This window comes from Halomonas sp. H10-9-1 (assembly GCF_040147005.1).
Classification (GTDB): domain Bacteria; phylum Pseudomonadota; class Gammaproteobacteria; order Pseudomonadales; family Halomonadaceae; genus Halomonas.
Genome location: NZ_JAMSHO010000001.1, coordinates 3,720,317 through 3,737,204, shown reverse-complemented (window position 1 = coordinate 3,737,204; position 16,888 = coordinate 3,720,317). Strand labels below are relative to the sequence as shown.

The following is a 16,888-nucleotide window of genomic DNA, read 5'->3' as shown; positions in this document are numbered from 1 at the left end:
GCGCCGAATGGCGCCCCCGTTGCATTGGGAAGTCCGCTGGGGAGATGAGTGAACCTACTGGCGCACCGCGCGGATGCGCCCCTTGTCATCCATGGCCACCATCACGAAGCGTGCCTCGGTGACCTTGTGTAGCTCGTCGGGATTGCGTTCATGGGGTTGGCGGATCCACACCTCGACGTCGATGCGAATGGAGCTGTGGCCGATCTCCACCAGGCGGGTGAAGATGTTCACCACGGAGCCGACCCGCACCGGGCACAGGAAGTCCATGGCCTCGATGGCCACGGTGGCGGTACGGCCATTGGCCTCCCGGTCGGCGGCCAGTTCGGCGGCCTGATCCATATGGGCGACCAGCCAACCGCCGGCGATATCACCGTGGAGGTTGGTGTCCTGGCGACTGGCCAGCAGCTTGAGGGTCAGCTCGCCCCGTGGGCGGGGGCTGTCGTCGAGATCTGTCATGAAAATGTCATTGTCCTGGCTTGTTATTGGGAGCGAGACCGCGGCCCATGGTAAACCCAGCCCGGCCCGCCCTCCAGCCCCGTCCGGCCTGTCGGGTACGAAGGGGTATCATCAGCCGGGGGAGCAACGATCGGTGGAGGTAGCATGGTGGTAATCGGCAGGCCCAGACGAGGGCACAGGCGAGGGCGCTGGATGGCGCTGCTGCTCGGCGGGCTGTTGAGCCTGATGGCGGCACGGCTGTCGGCGAATGACGTCGTCGGCCCCCTGGGCGCGGTAGGTTCGGACACCCTGGCGGGGCTGATGCTGCGCTGGGGCGAGCTGCTGACCGAACGCCACCCGGGCGTGCGTCTGCAGCTCCAGGCCAGCGGCTCGGCCAGCGCCCCCGCCGCCTTGACGGCAGGTACCACGCGTCTGGGGCCCATGTCGCGTCCCATGAACGAGGTTGAACGCGAGGCCTTCATCGAACGCCACGGCTATCCTCCCGTGGAGCTGGAGGTCGCCTACGACGCCCTGGCGGTCGTCGTGCATCGCCACAATCCGCTGGAAAGCCTCAGCCGACGGGAGCTGGATGCCATCTTCTCCGAGTCGCGCCGGTGTGGCGCCGAGCACCCCATCGAGCGCTGGAGTCAGCTTGGAGTGACGCTGCCGGGCGATCGCGTCGTGCTGCATGGGCGCAACGCCGCCTCGGGTACCCACGACCTGTTCCGCCTGCGAGCGCTGTGTGGTGGCAGCTACCGGGTGGATCTCAACGAACACCCCGGCTCGGCGGCCGTGGTGGCCGCGGTGGCCGCCGAGCCCTCGGCCATCGGCTTCGCCGGCCTCAACCACCTGAACGCCGGGGTCAAGGCGCTACCACGCCGCGACGCGGCAGGCGAGCTCGCCTGGCCCACGCCGCAGGCGGTACGCCGTGGTGACTACTCGCTGTCGCGCTCCCTCTATCTCTACCTTAACTTGCCTCCCGGCGGCGCGTTGCCGGCTCCGGAGCATGCCTTCCTCGAGCTGGTATTCTCCCCGCTGGGACAGACAGTGGTGGAGGAGCAGGGCTTCGTCGTCCTGACCGAGGAACGTCTGGCCCGGCAGCGCGAATGGCTAGCCTCGCTGCCGCCTGCCGAGTAGCGTTGTCACGTGATTGTCACCACAGTGTCGTAAAGTGGTGCCTTCACCCCTTATTCAACGCCCATGAGTGGCCATGAACGATCCTCGTCACCCCCTCTCCCTGCGACTACGCCGCCGTCGCGTCCGTGACCGCCTGGCGACCCTGCTGATTACCGCGGGGGGCGTCGGCGTGGTGGTCTCGGTACTGGCCATCGGGGTGTTCCTGGCCCTGGAGGTGGTGCCGCTGTTTCTGGGGGCCGATGCCCTGGAGCCCCATGAGTTGTGGCGTCCCCAGCCGGTGGAGGGATATGCCGAGCCCCAGCATCGCTGGCGGCCCGGCCCCCTGGTCGAGGGGGATACGCCCCATTTCGGCATGGCGCCACTCGTCTGGGGCACCCTCAAGGCGGCGCTCTGGGCGCTGCTGTTCGCGATTCCCCTGGCACTGGGCGCCGCCATTCACTCGGCTCTCTACATGCCGCGTCGCCTGCGTACCCGCCTGAAACCCACCCTGGAGCTGATGGAGGCGTTACCCGGGGTGGTGATCGGCTTCGTGGCCGGCATGCTGCTGGCCCCCTGGGTGGAGCGCCATCTCGCGGGCGCTCTGGTGCTGCTGGTGACCCTGCCGCTGGGGGCCGTGGCCGCCGGTGGTCTCCGGGCGCTGCTGCCCATGCCCCTGCGCAGGCGACTCTCGCTGGGCTGGGCGGGGCTGTGGCTGATGCCCTGGCTGATACTGGTGGGGGTTGCCACCCTGTGGCTGGCGCCGGTGGTCGAGGCCGCACTGTTCGGGGGCGACCTGCGTGGCTGGCTCGCCGATACCCTGGGCCTCGACTATGCCGCGCGCAATGCCATGATCGTTGGCCTGGCCATGGGCTTCGCGGTGATCCCCGGCATCTACGCCCTGGCCGAAGATGCCCTGAACAGTGTCCCCGGAAGCCTCGGCGAGGGTGCCCAGGCGCTGGGGGCTACCCGCTGGCAGACGCTGTGGAAGGTATTGCTGCCCGCCGCCGCGCCGGGCATCTTCAGCGCGATCATGATCGGCGCCGGTCGTGCGGTGGGGGAGACCATGATCGTGCTGATGGCCAGCGGCAATACCGCCCTGATGAGCCTCTCCCCGCTGGAGGGGTTGCGCTCGCTGTCGGCCACCATCGCCATCGAACTGCCGGAGGCCGCCGTCGGGGGTACCCACTACCGGCTGCTGTTCCTGGCGGCGCTGGTGCTGTTCGCCTTCACCTTCCTGGTCAATACCCTGGCCGAAGGGGTGCGCACGCGACTGCAGCGCCGCTATCGGCGGCTGGAGGGGGGATCATGAGGGCCCTGTGGCGACGGTGTGGCGAAGGCCTCTGGCCCTGGCTCGCCGCCGGCAGCGTGGCGCTGTCGCTACTGATGTTGCTGGCTCTCCTGTGGCTGCTGGCTACCCGAGGGTTGGGCCACTTCTGGCCCGATGAGGTGGCCCTGGTGACGCCCCAGGACGGCCAGCCCTTCGCCGGGGTGGCGGTGCGCGAGGAGCGGATTCCCGGCGAGGAGGCGCGTGAGCGGCTCTATTTCACCGCCAACCGCGACCTGGACGGCGATCGCTGGCGCTGGATCGAGGTGAGTGCCATCGCCGCTATTCGCCATCCTGCCGAACTGGTGGTGCTGGAGCGCAGCCATTGGGGAGAGTTCCACGGTCGACTGGTGGCTGTCACCGCCGGTGACGAGCACCACACCGGCGAGGCCGCCTGGCCCGCCCTGCAGGCGCGGTTGGCCGAACTCGACGCCCTGCGCGACGAGCGCGACCGGCTGCGCGACGCTGTGGTGGTGCCCCTGGTTCGGAGCCTCGACAACGCCGGGAACCATGGCGACGCCGATGCCCGTGCGGCGCTGGCCGCAGCCAATGCACGGATTCGCGAACTCCAGACGGCCATGGGTAGCGAGACCCTGCTGCTGGAGAGTGTCGACGGGCGCCGTATCGAGCAGCCCCTGGACGTGGTGCTGCGCGCCTGGCGTCCCAATGCCATGTCGCCTCCGGACAAGCTGGTCGCCTGGGCTGGGGGGGTATGGCGTTTTCTCTCCGAGGGGCCGCGCGCCGCCAACAGCGCCGGTGGCGTCTGGCCGGCGATCTTCGGCACCGTGCTGATGGTGCTGCTGATGTCACTGGTGGTGACCCCCTTCGGGGTGCTGGCGGGCATCTACCTCAACGAGGTGGCCCACCAGGGGCCCTTAACCCGGCTGGTGCGCATCGGGGTGCGCAACCTGGCCGGGGTTCCCTCCATCGTCTATGGGGTGTTCGGGCTCGGGGTGTTCGTCTATGGCATCGGCAGCACCCTGGACGAGTGGCTCTTCGCCGAATCGCTGCCGTCGCCCACCTTCGGCACCGGCGGCCTGCTGTGGGCTTCGTTGACCCTGGCACTGTTGACCCTGCCGGTGGTGATCGTGGCCACCGAGGAGGGGCTGGCCCGGATACCCGACCACCAGCGGGAGGGCGCCCTGGCCCTGGGGGCCACGCGCATGGAGATGCTGACCCGGGTGGTGCTGCCGATGACCCTGCCGGCCATGCTGACCGGGATGATCCTGGCCGTGGCCAGGGCCGCCGGCGAGGTGGCACCGCTGATGCTGGTGGGCGTGGCCAAGCTCGCCCCCCAGGTGCCGGTGGACGGTGACTTCCCCTTCCTGCATCTTGAGCGCAAGTTCATGCATCTTGGCTACCACATCTACGATGCGGCCTTCCATGGCGATGACGTCCAGGCCGCCATGCCGCTGGTCTTCGCCACGGCGTTGCTGCTGGTGCTGGTGATCCTGGTGCTTAACCTGACTGCAATATTCCTGCGTCATCATCTGGGGGCGCGTCATGGGGCGCCGTCGCGCTGGTAGCGCCGGCCCTGGGGAGAGACTGTTTCGTGTCCGTTTTCACGTCGTCACCCGCCGCCAGCGGGCCGATCATCGATTTCGCGGCCTCCGAGAGCAGCTTGGAGATCGTCGGCCTGAGCCTTGCCTATGGCGAGAAACCGGCGCTGCGTGATCTCACGCTGCGCATTCCGCGACATCGAGTGACGGCCTTCATCGGGCCGTCGGGGTGCGGCAAGTCGACCCTGCTGCGGGCCCTCAATCGGCTCCACGACCTCAACGATGAGGTGGTGCGGCGCGGTGAGATCCACCTCGAGGGGCAGGATATTCACGCCCCGCAGGTGGATGTGGCGGAGCTGCGGCGCCGTGTGGGAATGGTGTTCCAGGCCCCCAATCCCTTCCCCATGTCGATCTACGACAACGTGGCCTTCGGCCTGCGCCTGCAGGGCGGCATGCGCAGGCGCGTGATCGATGACACCGTCGAGTGGGCTCTGCAGTCGGCGGCGTTGTGGGAGGAGGTGAAGGATCGCCTGCGTGCCTCGGCGTGGACCCTCTCCGGCGGCCAGCAGCAGCGCCTGGTGATCGCCCGGACCCTGGCGGTGCAGCCCGAGGTGCTGCTGCTCGACGAGCCGGCCTCGGCCCTGGACCCGATCTCGACGCTGAAGATCGAGGAGCTGATCCGCAACCTCAAGTCACAGCTCAGTCTGGTGCTGGTCACCCACAACATGCAGCAGGCCGCTCGGGTCTCCGACTACACCGCCTTCCTGCAGAAGGGCGAACTGGTGGAGTATGGCCCCACTCAGACGCTGTTCACCAATCCGCGCCTGCGGCGCACCGAGAACTACATCACCGGGCGCATGACCTGACCGGTCCGGCCCCCAAGGAGAGTCCCATGGACATCAGCAGCGATATCCACAGCCAGCATATTTCCCGGCAGTTCAACCAGGAGCTCGAGGAGCTCAAGACCCACCTGATGGCGATGGGAGGCCTGGTCGAGAAGCAGGTCCAGGATGCCGTCACGGCCCTGCTCGAGGGCGATTCCGCGTTGGGCCGCCAGGTGGTCGACAACGACCGCGCGGTCAACGACATGCAGATCAAGATCGACGCGGAGTGTACCCAGGTGCTGGCGCGCCGCCAGCCCACCGCCTCCGACCTGCGTCTGGTGCTGGCGGTGATCCGCGCCGGCTCCGATCTGGAGCGCATCGGCGACGAGGCGAGCAAGATCGCCCGCAATGCCTGCGAGCTGATCGATGGTGACAACGGCACCCGTGGATTCGTCGAGGTGCGCATGATCAGCGAGCATGTGCGGCGCATGGTGCGTGACGCCCTGACCTCCTTCGCCCGCTTCGATACCGAGCTGGCGCTCAAGCTGGTCCACGAGGACGAGGAGGTCGACAACGAGTACCAGAGCGCCATGCGTTCACTGATGACCTTCATGATGGAGGACGCGCGCTCGATCTCGCCGGTGCTCAGCCTGATGTGGATCCTGCGTGCCCTGGAGCGTATCGGCGACCACGCCAACAACCTGGCCGAGTACGTGGTCTACCTGGTCAAGGGCATGGACATCCGCCACATCGACCCCGAGGACCTCGACGCCGAGGCGATCTCGCGCAGGGATTGACCTCGGGCGACGATTGATCGTCAATAGCGCAGGCCATCGCCCCAAGGCGATGGCCTGCTTTCATTGATCGTCGCTCCCGCGAGGAACTGCAATGCTTGATGCCCTGACGGCGCTGACCCGTGGCACCCGCCTGGTCTACGGGGCCGGCCTGCGCCGCTACGTGTTTGCTCCCATCGTCGTGAACCTGCTGGTCTATGTGGCCATGCTGTGGTTCGTGCTGGCCAATTTCGGCAGTTGGCTGGACCACTGGATGGCCATGGTGCCCGGCTGGCTCGCCTGGCTGGAGTGGCTGATCTGGCCGCTGTTCGTGATCAGCCTGGTGCTGGTGGTGTTCTTCACTTTCACCCTGGTGACTCATGTCATCGCCGCGCCCTTCTATGGCTTCCTGGCCGAGAAGGTGGAGGTCGCCGCCACCGGTCGAGCGCCCCTCGACGACCGTGGCCTGGCCAGGAGCACGGTGGACGCCCTGGGCCGCGAGATGGTCAAGCTCGCCTATATCCTGCCGCGCATGGCGGCGCTGTTCGTGCTCAGCTGGATTCCGCTGGTCAACCTGGTGGCGCCGCTGCTGTGGGCGCTGTTCTCGGCCTGGATGATGGCGATCACCTACCTCGACTACCCCATGGACAACAACAAGGTGAGCTTCGCCGATATGCGTCGCCGCCTGAAGGCGCGCTGGTGGCCGACCCTGACCTACGGCGGCGGGGTCACCCTGATCACCTGGATCCCGCTGGCCAACCTCTTCCTGTTGCCCGGGGCGGTGGCCGCCGCGGTGCTGATGTGGGATGGCCACTACCGGAACTTGCCGGCGCACAGCGCCTGAGCCGGGGCTAGTCGGCGAGGGCCTCGGTCGCCAGCCGCGTGGCGGGGAAGAGGCAGCGGAAGGTCGCTCCCTGGTGAGGCCGGGAGTCGATCTCCAGGTAGGCGTCGTGGCGCAGCAGCACGTGCTTGACGATGGCCAGGCCCAGGCCGGTACCGCCGGTGGAGGCGCTGCGTCCCTTGTCGACCCGGTAGAAGCGCTCGGTGAGACGCGGGACATGCACTGGGTCGATCCCCTCGCCATTGTCGATCACCTCCAGGCAGGCGCCGTGTTCGGCGCCGGGTCGCCAGCTCAGGGTGATATGGCTGCCTTCGGGGGTGTAGCGCACCGCGTTGAAGACCAGGTTGGAGAGGGCGCTGCGGATCTCCTGGTCGCTGCCTGTCAGGGCACGCGACTCCTTGAGCTCCACCACGATGGTATGGCGCCCGCCGGAGAGCGCCTCGGCGTCGCGCTTGACGCTTTCCAGCAGTGCCGCCATGTCCAGCGGCATATGGTCGGCACCACCGCGGTCGATCTCCAGCCGCGACAGCAGCAGCAGGTCCTGGACCAGGTTCTGCATGCGCGCGGTCTGCTCCTGCATGCTCGAGAGGCCGCGACCCAGGCGGGGCGGCAGCAGCTCGGCCTGGTCGGCATAGGTCTCCAGATAGCCGGCGAGCACCGTGAGCGGCGTGCGCAGCTCGTGGGAGACGTTGGCCACGAAGTCGCGGCGCATCTCCTCCAGGCGGTGCAGGCGGGTGATGTCCCGGGCCATCACCAGGCGCTCGTCGTCGCCGTAGAGGGTGATCTGGAACTGCAGGATCATGCGCTCGTCGATGGGCGAGGGCAGGGTGAGAGGGTCGCGGTAGTCGCGGCGGTGGAAGTAGTCGACGAAGCGCGGGTCGCGCAGCAGGTTGGTGATATGGTGGCCGCGATCCAGGGCCGGCTTGAGCCCCAGCATCTGCTCCGCGGCGCTGTTCCACCACTCCATGTCGCCGTGGCGATCGAGCATCACCACGCTGTCACGCATCGCCTCGGAGGACTCCTGGATGCGTCGCAGGGTGCTGAGCAGCCGGCCCTGGGTGATGCGCTGGCCCTTCTGATAGCGGTAGAGGCGGTCCATCAGGTCGCCCCACAACCCCCCGGCCGCTGGCGGTTCCGCCTGGGTGTCATGGGTCAGCCAGCGATAGAGGCTGCGCAACTGATGGAGGTGGTAGGCGAGGCACAGCGCCAGCCCCAGGGCCAGGCCGGCGCCCGGGGCGCCCAGCGGCCAGCCGATCAGCAGGCCCAGGCCGGCGAGCAGGAGAAGGCGCCATAGCTCGCGCTTCCAGAGCCTCACATCAAGCCTTGGCGGAGAACCGGTAGCCGGTGCCACGCACCGTCTGCACCAGGTGCTGGTGGCGCTCGCCCAGTGCCTTGCGCAGGCGGCGGATATGCACGTCGACGGTGCGCTCCTCGACGTAGACATTGCCGCCCCACACCTGGTCGAGCAGCTGGCTGCGGGTGTAGGCGCGCTCCTGGTGGGTCATGAAGAACTGCAGCAGGCGGTATTCGGTGGGTCCCATCTCGAGCCCCTGGCCGTCGGCGCTGACCCGGTGGCTGACCGGGTCGAGCAGCAGGCCGTCCACCTCCACCGGATCCTCGACGCCACGCGGCGTGGCGCGGCGCAGCACGGCCTTGAGGCGGGCCACCAGCTCGCGGGGCGAAAAGGGCTTGGTGATGTAGTCGTCGGCGCCGGACTCGAGCCCTTGGATCTTGTTGTCCTCCTCGCCCTTGGCGGTGAGCATGATGATCGGCAGCTCGGCGGTGGTCTCCTCGCGCTTGAGGCGTCGGGCCAGCTCGATGCCGCTGGTGCCGGGCATCATCCAGTCGAGCACCAGCAGGTCGGGTTGGTGGTCCACCACCATGGCGTGGGCGGTCTGGGCGTTGTCCGCCTCGAGCACACGATAGTCGGCCATTTCCAGTGCCATCGCGATCATCTCGCGAATCGGCGCCTCATCGTCGACGATCAGTACGGTTTTGGCGGTCATCCTGAAGCCTCGGGTCAATGACGGTTTGCTGACGATTCCATCATGGCATTATGACACTCGCGTGACAGGGGCACCCGCGAACCGACAGCGCGAACTCTCTACCTACACGAACTCCCTACCTACACGAACTCCCTACGCGAGCCCCGGCCACAGGCTCAGGGCGATGCCGGCGAACACCAGCAGCCCCGACCAGTAGTTGTTGAGGAAGGCTCGGAAGCAGGGCTCGCGTTCGCGCTCGCGGATCAGCCAGTGCTGCCAGACAAAGGTGGCGGCCATGGCCATAAGGCCCAGCCAGAAAAAGCCGCCCAGGGCGAGTCGTGCCCCGGCCCAGGCCAGCAGCAGCAGCGTCAGGATCTGCAGCAGGCCAATCATGAAACGGTCGGCAGCGCCGAACAGCACCGCGGTGGACTTGATGCCGATCTTCAGGTCGTCGTCGCGATCGACCATGGCGTACTGGGTGTCGTAGGCCACGGTCCACACCACGTTGGCGGCGAACAGCAGCCACGCCTCGAAGGGCACATGGCCGAGCACCGCGCCGAAGGCCATGGGGATCGCCCAGGAGAAGGCGGCCCCCAGAAAGAGCTGGGGCAGGTGGGTGTAGCGCTTCATGAAGGGGTAGATGAAGGCGAGGACCAGGCCTCCGATCGACAGCAGGATCGTGAACAGGTTGGTGAACAGCACCACCACGAAGGCCGCGGCCACCAGCAGCAGAAACAGCGCCTGGGCCTCGCCTTCACTGATGCGACCGGTCGCCAGGGGGCGGTCCAGGGTCCGCTTGACGTGGCCGTCGAAGTGGCGATCGGCGTAGTCGTTGACCACGCAGCCGGCGGCGCGCATCAGGTAGACGCCGGCAATGAAGATCAGCAGCAGGTGGCGCTCCGGCAGGCCCTCGGCGGCCACCCACAGCGCCCACAGGGTGGGCCACATCAACAGCCAGGTGCCGATGGGGCGGTCGAGCCGCATCAGGCGCAGGAAGTCGGGTACCCGGGCCAGGCCCGTGGGGCGCATCAGGGAGCGGTCCATCTCTACCTCGTAGTGGGTGTGGGGTGGGGGGATGCGCGGACGGGGCTGTTCCGGCGATACGTCTTCGGGGAGGCGCGCTACCGGCGCCCTTGGGCATCGGGAACCCCAGAGCCTAGCGCGAAGGCAGGCCGAGGTCATCCGCCATGGCGTCGAGGAACCACTCCTGCACCAGGACGCGGAAGTCGCCGTGGCGAAACAGCGAGCGGCGCCCCCAGGGGCCGCGGCCCGGATGGAAGCCGGCAGGGCTGCGGGTCACCTCGATCTCGCCGCGTGCGAGGTCCGGCTGGCGGAACAGCCAGGAGCCCAGGGAGCGTTCGCCGAGATGCCCCAGGTCATGGGCGGGCAGACCCTCCAGGGGGGCCACCGAACGCGCCACTACCCAGGGCGCCTCGTCCAGGCACAGCGCCACCTCGCGCAGCCAGGCCTGGCGTCCCGGCGGCAGGCCGAGGGCTTTCGCCTCGTCGCGCCGCGGGGTGCCGGTGCGCTGGTCGAGCAGCTGGACCCGGAAGGGGCGCGGCCGGCCGGCCTCGGTGAGGCGCAGGGTCAGCGAATCCCGGGAGCCGACCCAGCGCCGCCAGACGGGGCTCATGGCGGGGTGTGCGGCGGCCAGCGGCAGCCAGCGCGCCGGGCCGGCCAGGGCGTGACGTGAGGAATCGGGCACCACGGGCTCCGTGTCCATCCTTGAGGCCGGGTAGTGTACCATGCGCCACCATCCCCCTTCCTCGACGAGGAGAGCCATGAGTGCCCCCCTGACCATCCTCGGCAGCGGCATGGCGGGCCTCGGCCTGCTGCGCCAGCTGCGTGCCCTGGATGCCGAACGGCCGGTGACCCTGATCACCGCCGATGCCGGCGACGACTACGCCAAGCCGCTGCTCTCCACCGGCTTCGCCAAGGGCCTGCCGCCCGAACGGCTGGCCACCCGCGGCGCCCTCGCGACCGCCGAGTCGCTGAACGCCGTAGTGCGCACCCAGACCCGGGTCGAGGCCATCGATACGGCGACCCGCACCCTGTGCATCGGCGAGGAGCGGCTGGCCTATGGGACGCTGGTGCTGGCCACCGGGGCGGCGCCGGTGTCGCCCTTCCGGGTGCCCGAGGCGCTGGCCGGGCGGGTGATGACGGTCAACGACCTGGACGATTACCGCGCCTTCCATGCCGCGTTGAGCGGCCTGGGCCGGCCGGCGCGGGTCGTCATCATCGGTGCCGGCCTGGTGGGCTGCGAGTTCGCCAATGACCTGCTGGCCGGCGGTCACCGGGTGAGCCTGGTGGCGCCGGAGGCCACGCCGCTGCCGCGCCTGCTTCCCGAACCACTGGGTCGAGCGCTGGGCGAGGCCTTCCGGGAGGCCGGCATGGACCTGCACCTGAGCGTTGGAGTCGCGAGCCTCGAGGCCGAAGGTAGCGAGGCGCGGGTGTGTCTCGAGGGTGGTGAGGCCGTGGGGGCCGACCTGGTCCTGCTGGCCACCGGCCTGTCGCCCCGCACCGCGCTGGCCGAGGCGGCGGGCCTCGAGGTGAGCGCCGCGGGCATCCATACCGATCGTACCCTGGCCACCTCGGTGGCGGAGGTCTTCGCGCTGGGCGATGTGGCCTGCGTCGATGGCCTCAACGCCATGTATGTGCAGCCCCTGCAGGCCGGCGCCAAGGCCCTGGCCCGGACCCTGACTGGCACCCCCACCCCGGTGCATTACGGAGCCTGGCCGGTGCTGGTCAAGACGCCGCTGCTGCCGGTGGTGGCACTACCGCCTACGCGCGCTCCGGCACGCTGGCGGATCGAGGGCGAAGGGGGGGATCTCACGGCCCTGGCGGAGGCCGAGGACGGACGTTTGATCGGATTTGCGTTGACAGGGGCCTGCGTGCGTCGGAAAGTCGAACTGGCGCGGGCTGCGCCGGCGTTGTTAGGCTAGGTCGGCGATGGCGGCCCGAGGCGGTCGCCGCAGCGCACCCTGCGACGCCACTCGTCCGTCGCCCGATCCATCACCGGGCGAACGCCGGGCGCCGTCTGCCATGACAACAACGTCCCGAGCCATGCGCCGGGATCCCGTGCCACACCAGGAGGATTGTATGCGTAAACCAGAACTCGCGGCGGCGATTGCCGAGCGTGCCGACCTGTCGAAGGACAAGGCGAGCCAGGTCCTCAATGTCATCCTCGACGAGATCACCGGGAGTGTCTCCCAGGGGCAGGATGTCTCGCTGATCGGCTTCGGCACCTTCGCCGTGCGCGAGCGCGCCGCACGCACCGGCAAGAATCCCCAGACCGGCCAGCCGCTGATCATTCCGGCCAGCAAGACGGTGGCTTTCAAGCCGGGCAAGGGCCTCAAGGACGCCGTCGCCAAGTAACCCCGGGAAAGTAACCCCGGGACGCCTGGCCAGGTTCCGGCGCCAGGCGTCTTTGTTTCCACCCTCCAGGGCTCCGGTGGTGATGACATGAAGCTGAAACTGATGCTCTGGGTGCTGGGCTGGCTGCTCGGCCGCGCCCTGCGTCGCAACCCTCGCTTCCGCGAGCTGCTCGGCGAGATGCGCGGCCTCGACTGGGGGGTCGCCACCGAGGACCTCTCCATCGCCCGCCACTATCGCATGTCGCCCCGCGGTATCGAGCATGGTCGCGGCCTGCCGGTGGACCTGGACCTGGAGCTACGCTTCGCAGATGCGGCCACCGCACTCGAGGTGCTGCGCAAGCCGACCCAGCAGGCCTTCCTCGACGGCATGATGGAGGGGCGCGTGCGCCTGGTCGGCGACGCCGCCGATCTCCAGCGCCTGCAGAAGCTGCTGCGCCACCTCTGAGCGCGGGAGACTCGTGCCCGCCATGTCCCCCTCCCTGGTCCTGCGCCGCTTCTGGACCCTCGAGCCCGCCGCCTACAGCCTGCGGGTCTTCATCGCCCTGGCCGGTATCACGCTGCTGTGCTGGTGGCGTGGCGACATGGCCAGCCTGATTCCGCTGTTCCTGGGCGCCATCGCCAGTGCCCTGGCCGAGACCGATGATGACTGGCCCGGCCGGCTTGCCGCCCTGCTGGTCACCCTGGCCTGCTTTGTGCTGGCCTCCCTGGCGATGGAACTGCTCTTCACGCACCCCTGGCCCCTGGCGGTGACCCTGGGCCTGGCGGCCTTCGGCATGACCATGCTCGGCGCGGTCAGCCAGCGCTATGCGACCATCGCCAACGCCACCCTGATCCTGACCATCTACACCCTGATCAGCCTCGAGCAGCGCGGCAGCCCGGCGCTGGGTGAGTTGTGGCGGGAGCCGGCGCTGCTGGTGGGCGGCGCCGCCTGGTACGGGGCGATCTCGGTGGCGTGGTGTGCGCTCTTCTCGCGTCAGCCGCTGCAGCTGGCCATGGCGCGGGTCTACCGCGAGCTGGCCCGCTACCTCGGCCTCAAGGCGGCGCTCTTCGAGCCGCTGCGCGGACTGGACGTGGAGAGCCGGCGCCTGGAGCTGGCGCGCCAGAACGGCCGGGTGGTGGAGGCCCTCAACGACGCCAAGGAGCGCCTCTTTCGGCGCCTGGAGGGGCAGCGCGCCTCACCGCGGCTGGCGCGCTACCTGCGCCTCTATTTCATCGCCCAGGATATCCACGAGCGGGCCAGCTCCTCCCACTCCCCCTACGCCGAGCTGGCCGAGGCCTTCTTCCACCACGACGTGCTGTTCCGCGTCCAGCGGGTGCTCCAGGCCCAGGGCGAGGCGTGCCGGACCCTGGCCCGGGGCCTGCTGCTCAAGCGCTCCTTCGACCTGGCCCCCAGCGAGCAGGCGCTGGTCGACCTGGAGGCCTCCCTGGCGCACCTGCGGGGGACGCTGCCCGCCGAGCGCCAGCCGCTGCTGCCCGCCCTGGAGGCCGTGGCCGATAACCTGGCGACCCTGGGACGGGCCCTGGCCGGTGCTCGCCACCCCGAGCGCGGCGTGGGGGGACGATGATGCGCTCCATGACCGCACGCCCCACGGCCTGGGCGACGTGGCGGAGCGCCTGCAGGCGCAGCTGACCCCGCGCTCCCCGGTGTTCCGTCATGCCGTGCGGCTGGCTGCCACCCTGGTCGCCGGCTATGCGCTACTGCACCTGATCCACCCCACCCAGGGCTACTGGATCCTGCTGACCAGCCTGTTCGTGTGCCGGCCCAGCTTCGGCGCCACCCGGCGCTTCCTGTGGCAGCGCATCCTGGGCACGGTGCTGGGGCTGGTGGCGGGCTGGGCGCTGATCAGCCTGTTCCCGTCGCCGGCGCTCCAGGCGGGGATCGCGGTGGTCGCCGGGGTCGCCTTCTTCGCCCTGCGCGGGCGGCACTACACCCTGGCCACGGCGGCGATCACCCTGATGGTGCTGAGCTGCTTCAACCAGGTAGGGGATGGCTTCGGGCTGATCTGGCCGCGTCTCCTGGATACCCTGCTGGGCGCCGGCATCGCCGGGCTTGCCGTGCTGACGATCCTGCCCGACTGGCAGGGCAGGCGGCTGCATCGCCAGGCAGCCGCCACCCTGGCGGCCGGGCGCGACTACCTGGCGGCGCTGGTCGAGCAGTATGCCAGCGGCAAGCGCGACGACCTGGCCTATCGCCTGGCCCGTCGCAATGCTCACAACGCCGACGCGGAGCTCGCCGCCATGCTGGCCAACGTGCAGCAGGAGCCGGGGCCCTTCCGCCGCGACGCCGAGCGCGGGCTGCCCTTCCTGCTCCACGCCCACACCCTGCTCAATTATCTCTCCGCCCTGGGGGCCCATCGCGGCGAGAGCCGCGGGGTGACGCCGGCGGAGAGTGCCAGGGCCGCGGCGCTGCTCGCCGAGCTGGACGCGCTGGCCTGGGCGCTGGAGCGGCGCGAGCCGATCGACCCCGGCGCGGCCCTGGTGGCGGCCGAGGCGGCGTCGGACACCCTGCTGGGGGCCCAGCTGGAGCTGATCGGCGATCAGCTGGCGCCGCTGCGAGAGGCCGCGGCGCGGCTGATCGAGGATCAGCCTTGAGCGGGACGATGCAGGCTTGCGGTCGTCACACTTGCCCGTAGCGGCCGGCCTCCTCGCCGAGCCAGCGACGGATCAGGGGCTGGCTGGCCTCGGGGTGGGTGGCCATCAGCGCCTCGGCCAGGGGGGCAACGCGGTCCAGCAGGTCGGCGTCGCGCTCCAGGTCGGCGATCTTCATCTGTGCCAGGCCCGTCTGGCGGGTGCCCAGCACCTCGCCGGGGCCGCGTAGCTCCAGGTCCTTCTCGGCGATGCGAAAGCCGTCGCTGGTCTCGCGCATCACCGCCAGGCGCTCCCGGGAGTGGGCTGACAGCGGCGGGTGGTAGAGCAGCACGCAGAAACTGTGGGTGGCGCCGCGCCCCACCCGGCCGCGTAGCTGGTGCAACTGGGAGAGCCCCAGCCGTTCGGGGTTCTCGATGATCATCAGGCTGGCGTTGGGCACGTCGACCCCCACCTCGATCACCGTGGTGGCCACCAGCAGGTCCAGCTCCCCGGCCTTGAAGGCGTCCATCACCGCCGCTTTCTCGGCGGCCTTCATGCGCCCGTGGACCAGGCCGATGGCGAGCGTCGGCAGCGCCTCGACAAGTTCGTCCCGAGTCGCCTCGGCGGCCTGGCACTCCAGCACCTCCGACTCCTCGATCAGCGTGCAGACCCAGTAGGCCTGACGCCCCTCGGCGCAGGCGTGGCGGATGCGCTCGACCACCTCGGGACGCCGCTCGCCGGGCATCGCCACGGTCTTCACCGGCGTGCGCCCGGGGGGCAGCTCGTCGATCACCGAGACATCCAGGTCGGCGTAGGCGCTCATCGCCAAGGTGCGCGGGATGGGGGTCGCGGTCATCACCAACTGGTGGGGGGTGAGGCCGCCGGCCTCGCCCTTCTCGCCCTTTTTGCCTTTCTCGCGCAGCGCCAGGCGCTGGTGCACGCCGAAGCGGTGCTGCTCGTCGACGATCGCCAGACCCAGGCGCTGGAAGTGCACGTCGTCCTGGAAGAGTGCATGGGTACCCACCACCATTCGTGCGCGCCCGTCCTGAATGGCGGCCTTGGTATCCAGGCGCGCCTTGCCCTTGAGCTTGCCGGCCAGCCACGCCACCTCGATGCCCAGCGGCGCGAACCAGGCCCGGAAGGCGCGGTAGTGCTGCTCGGCGAGTATCTCGGTGGGCGCCATCATGGCCGCCTGGCAGTCGCCGGCGATGGCGGAGAGTGCCGCCATGGCGGCCACCACCGTCTTGCCGGAGCCCACGTCGCCCTGTACCAGGCGCAGCATCGGTACCTCCCGGGCCAGGTCGGCGGCGATCTCATCGAGCACCCGGCGTTGGGCGGCGGTCAGCGAGAAGGGCAGCTGGGTCAGGAAGCGCGCCTGCAGGCCGCGCCCCGAGGACAGTGCCGGGGCGCCATCCTGCTGGATGCGCAGGCGCACCGCCTGCAGGCTGAGGCGGTGGGCGAGCAGCTCCTCCAGCGCCAGGCGGCGGGTGGCCGGGTGGCGGCCACCGGCGAGCTGTTCGGGGTCGATCTCCGGCGGCGGTTGGTGCAGCACGTGCAGGCAGCGGTGCAGTTCGGGCAGCCGGAAGCGTTCACGCAGGTCCGCGGTGATCCAGTCGGGCAGCGCCTCCGGGGCGTCGTCCAGGCGCGCCAGGGCCTGCTCGATCAGCGCCCGCAGGCGGCTCTGGTGGAGCCCCTCGGTAGCGGGATAGATCGGTGTCAGGTGGTCTTCTACCGGGGGGGCATCGGCCTTGAGCAGGCGGTATTCCGGGTGGTAGAGCTCCAGGCCGGTGGCGCCGGCGCGGGCCTCGCCGAAGCCGCGTACCCAGGTGCCGGGCTGGAACTGCTGCTGCTGGGCCGGCGAGAAGTGGAAGAAGCGCAGGCTGAGCAGGCCACTACCGTCACGCAAGCGTACCAGCAGGCTGCGGCGGCGGCCGCGCACCACCTCGGCGGCAATCACCTCGCCCTCCACCACCGCCTCGTGACCGGCGCGCAGGGTGCCGATGGGGGTGATGCGGGTGCGGTCCTGATAGCGCAGCGGCAGATGGAAGAGCAGGTCGCCCACGTTGTCGATACGCAGCCGGGAGAGCTTCTGGGCCAGTGCCTCGCCGACACCCTTGAGCGACGTGACCGGCGCGTCGAGAGCCATGGG

Annotated in this window: 17 protein-coding genes; 11 read left to right on the top strand and 6 right to left on the bottom strand. The window is 69.5% G+C overall.

All coding sequences use genetic code 11. The annotated features are described in order from the left end of the window. Nucleotides 1–54: 54 nt before the first annotated feature. Nucleotides 55–456 (bottom strand): acyl-CoA thioesterase, encoded by a 402-nt coding sequence (locus NFH66_RS17445; RefSeq protein WP_349611564.1) that lies wholly within the window; start codon nt 454–456, stop codon nt 55–57. Between the two features lie 192 nt (nt 457–648). Here NFH66_RS17445 and NFH66_RS17440 point away from each other — a divergent pair, with 192 nt between their 5' ends. The 6 genes from NFH66_RS17440 to cysZ all read left to right on the top strand — a co-directional run bounded on the left by NFH66_RS17440 (nt 649) and on the right by cysZ (nt 6,815). Further along, nucleotides 649–1,572 (top strand): PstS family phosphate ABC transporter substrate-binding protein, encoded by a 924-nt coding sequence (locus NFH66_RS17440; RefSeq protein WP_349611563.1) that lies wholly within the window; start codon nt 649–651, stop codon nt 1,570–1,572. Between the two features lie 73 nt (nt 1,573–1,645). Beyond that, nucleotides 1,646–2,860, top strand: coding sequence for an ABC transporter permease subunit (locus NFH66_RS17435; RefSeq protein ID WP_349611562.1), 1,215 nt, complete (start codon nt 1,646–1,648; stop codon nt 2,858–2,860). Further along, the gene (gene pstA, locus NFH66_RS17430; RefSeq protein ID WP_349611561.1) at nt 2,857–4,401 is read left to right on the top strand and encodes a phosphate ABC transporter permease PstA; all 1,545 of its coding nucleotides are present in this window, start codon (nt 2,857–2,859) and stop codon (nt 4,399–4,401) included. Before NFH66_RS17435 ends, pstA begins: the two co-directional genes overlap by 4 nt. A 65-nt stretch (nt 4,402–4,466) precedes the next feature. Next, complete coding sequence (gene pstB / locus NFH66_RS17425) at nt 4,467–5,240, top strand: phosphate ABC transporter ATP-binding protein PstB (protein ID WP_349611771.1); 774 nt, start codon at nt 4,467–4,469, stop codon at nt 5,238–5,240. A gap of 26 nt (nt 5,241–5,266) precedes the next feature. Next, on the top strand, nt 5,267–5,995 hold the full coding sequence (phoU, locus tag NFH66_RS17420) for a phosphate signaling complex protein PhoU (RefSeq protein WP_349611560.1): 729 nt from the start codon (nt 5,267–5,269) through the stop codon (nt 5,993–5,995). Between the two features lie 91 nt (nt 5,996–6,086). Further along, on the top strand, nt 6,087–6,815 hold the full coding sequence (cysZ, locus tag NFH66_RS17415) for a sulfate transporter CysZ (protein ID WP_349611558.1): 729 nt from the start codon (nt 6,087–6,089) through the stop codon (nt 6,813–6,815). 7 nt (nt 6,816–6,822) lie between these two features. Here cysZ and phoR read toward each other — a convergent pair whose 3' ends face one another. The 4 genes from phoR to NFH66_RS17395 form a co-directional block, all read right to left on the bottom strand. Continuing rightward, a complete protein-coding gene (gene phoR / locus NFH66_RS17410) occupies nt 6,823–8,127 on the bottom strand; it encodes a phosphate regulon sensor histidine kinase PhoR (RefSeq protein WP_349611556.1) in 1,305 nt (434 codons plus the stop codon). 1 nt (nt 8,128) lies between these two features. After that, nucleotides 8,129–8,818, bottom strand: coding sequence for a phosphate regulon transcriptional regulator PhoB (phoB, locus tag NFH66_RS17405; protein WP_305796186.1), 690 nt, complete (start codon nt 8,816–8,818; stop codon nt 8,129–8,131). A gap of 132 nt (nt 8,819–8,950) precedes the next feature. Then, the gene (gene ubiA, locus NFH66_RS17400) at nt 8,951–9,841 is read right to left on the bottom strand and encodes a 4-hydroxybenzoate octaprenyltransferase (protein ID WP_349611555.1); all 891 of its coding nucleotides are present in this window, start codon (nt 9,839–9,841) and stop codon (nt 8,951–8,953) included. 112 nt (nt 9,842–9,953) lie between these two features. Next, complete coding sequence (locus NFH66_RS17395; protein WP_502878683.1) at nt 9,954–10,520, bottom strand: chorismate--pyruvate lyase family protein; 567 nt, start codon at nt 10,518–10,520, stop codon at nt 9,954–9,956. Between the two features lie 58 nt (nt 10,521–10,578). On the opposite strand from NFH66_RS17395, the gene NFH66_RS17390 reads away from it, so the two are divergent. From NFH66_RS17390 to NFH66_RS17370, 5 genes are all read left to right on the top strand, one after another. Then, the gene (locus tag NFH66_RS17390) at nt 10,579–11,739 is read left to right on the top strand and encodes an FAD-dependent oxidoreductase (protein WP_349611553.1); all 1,161 of its coding nucleotides are present in this window, start codon (nt 10,579–10,581) and stop codon (nt 11,737–11,739) included. Between the two features lie 157 nt (nt 11,740–11,896). Then, a complete protein-coding gene (locus NFH66_RS17385; protein WP_349611552.1) occupies nt 11,897–12,172 on the top strand; it encodes an HU family DNA-binding protein in 276 nt (91 codons plus the stop codon). 87 nt (nt 12,173–12,259) lie between these two features. Next, nucleotides 12,260–12,616, top strand: coding sequence for a hypothetical protein (locus NFH66_RS17380; RefSeq protein WP_349611550.1), 357 nt, complete (start codon nt 12,260–12,262; stop codon nt 12,614–12,616). Nucleotides 12,617–12,638: 22 nt separating this feature from the next. Further along, on the top strand, nt 12,639–13,736 hold the full coding sequence (locus tag NFH66_RS17375) for an FUSC family membrane protein (protein ID WP_349611549.1): 1,098 nt from the start codon (nt 12,639–12,641) through the stop codon (nt 13,734–13,736). Beyond that, complete coding sequence (locus NFH66_RS17370) at nt 13,699–14,763, top strand: FUSC family protein (RefSeq protein WP_349611548.1); 1,065 nt, start codon at nt 13,699–13,701, stop codon at nt 14,761–14,763. The genes NFH66_RS17375 and NFH66_RS17370 overlap by 38 nt, the downstream gene beginning before the upstream one ends. Before the next feature lie 25 nt (nt 14,764–14,788). Here the strand turns inward: NFH66_RS17370 and recG are convergent, their stop codons facing one another. Further along, nucleotides 14,789–16,885 (bottom strand): ATP-dependent DNA helicase RecG, encoded by a 2,097-nt coding sequence (recG, locus tag NFH66_RS17365; protein ID WP_349611546.1) that lies wholly within the window; start codon nt 16,883–16,885, stop codon nt 14,789–14,791. Between the last annotated feature and the right edge of the window lie 3 nt (nt 16,886–16,888).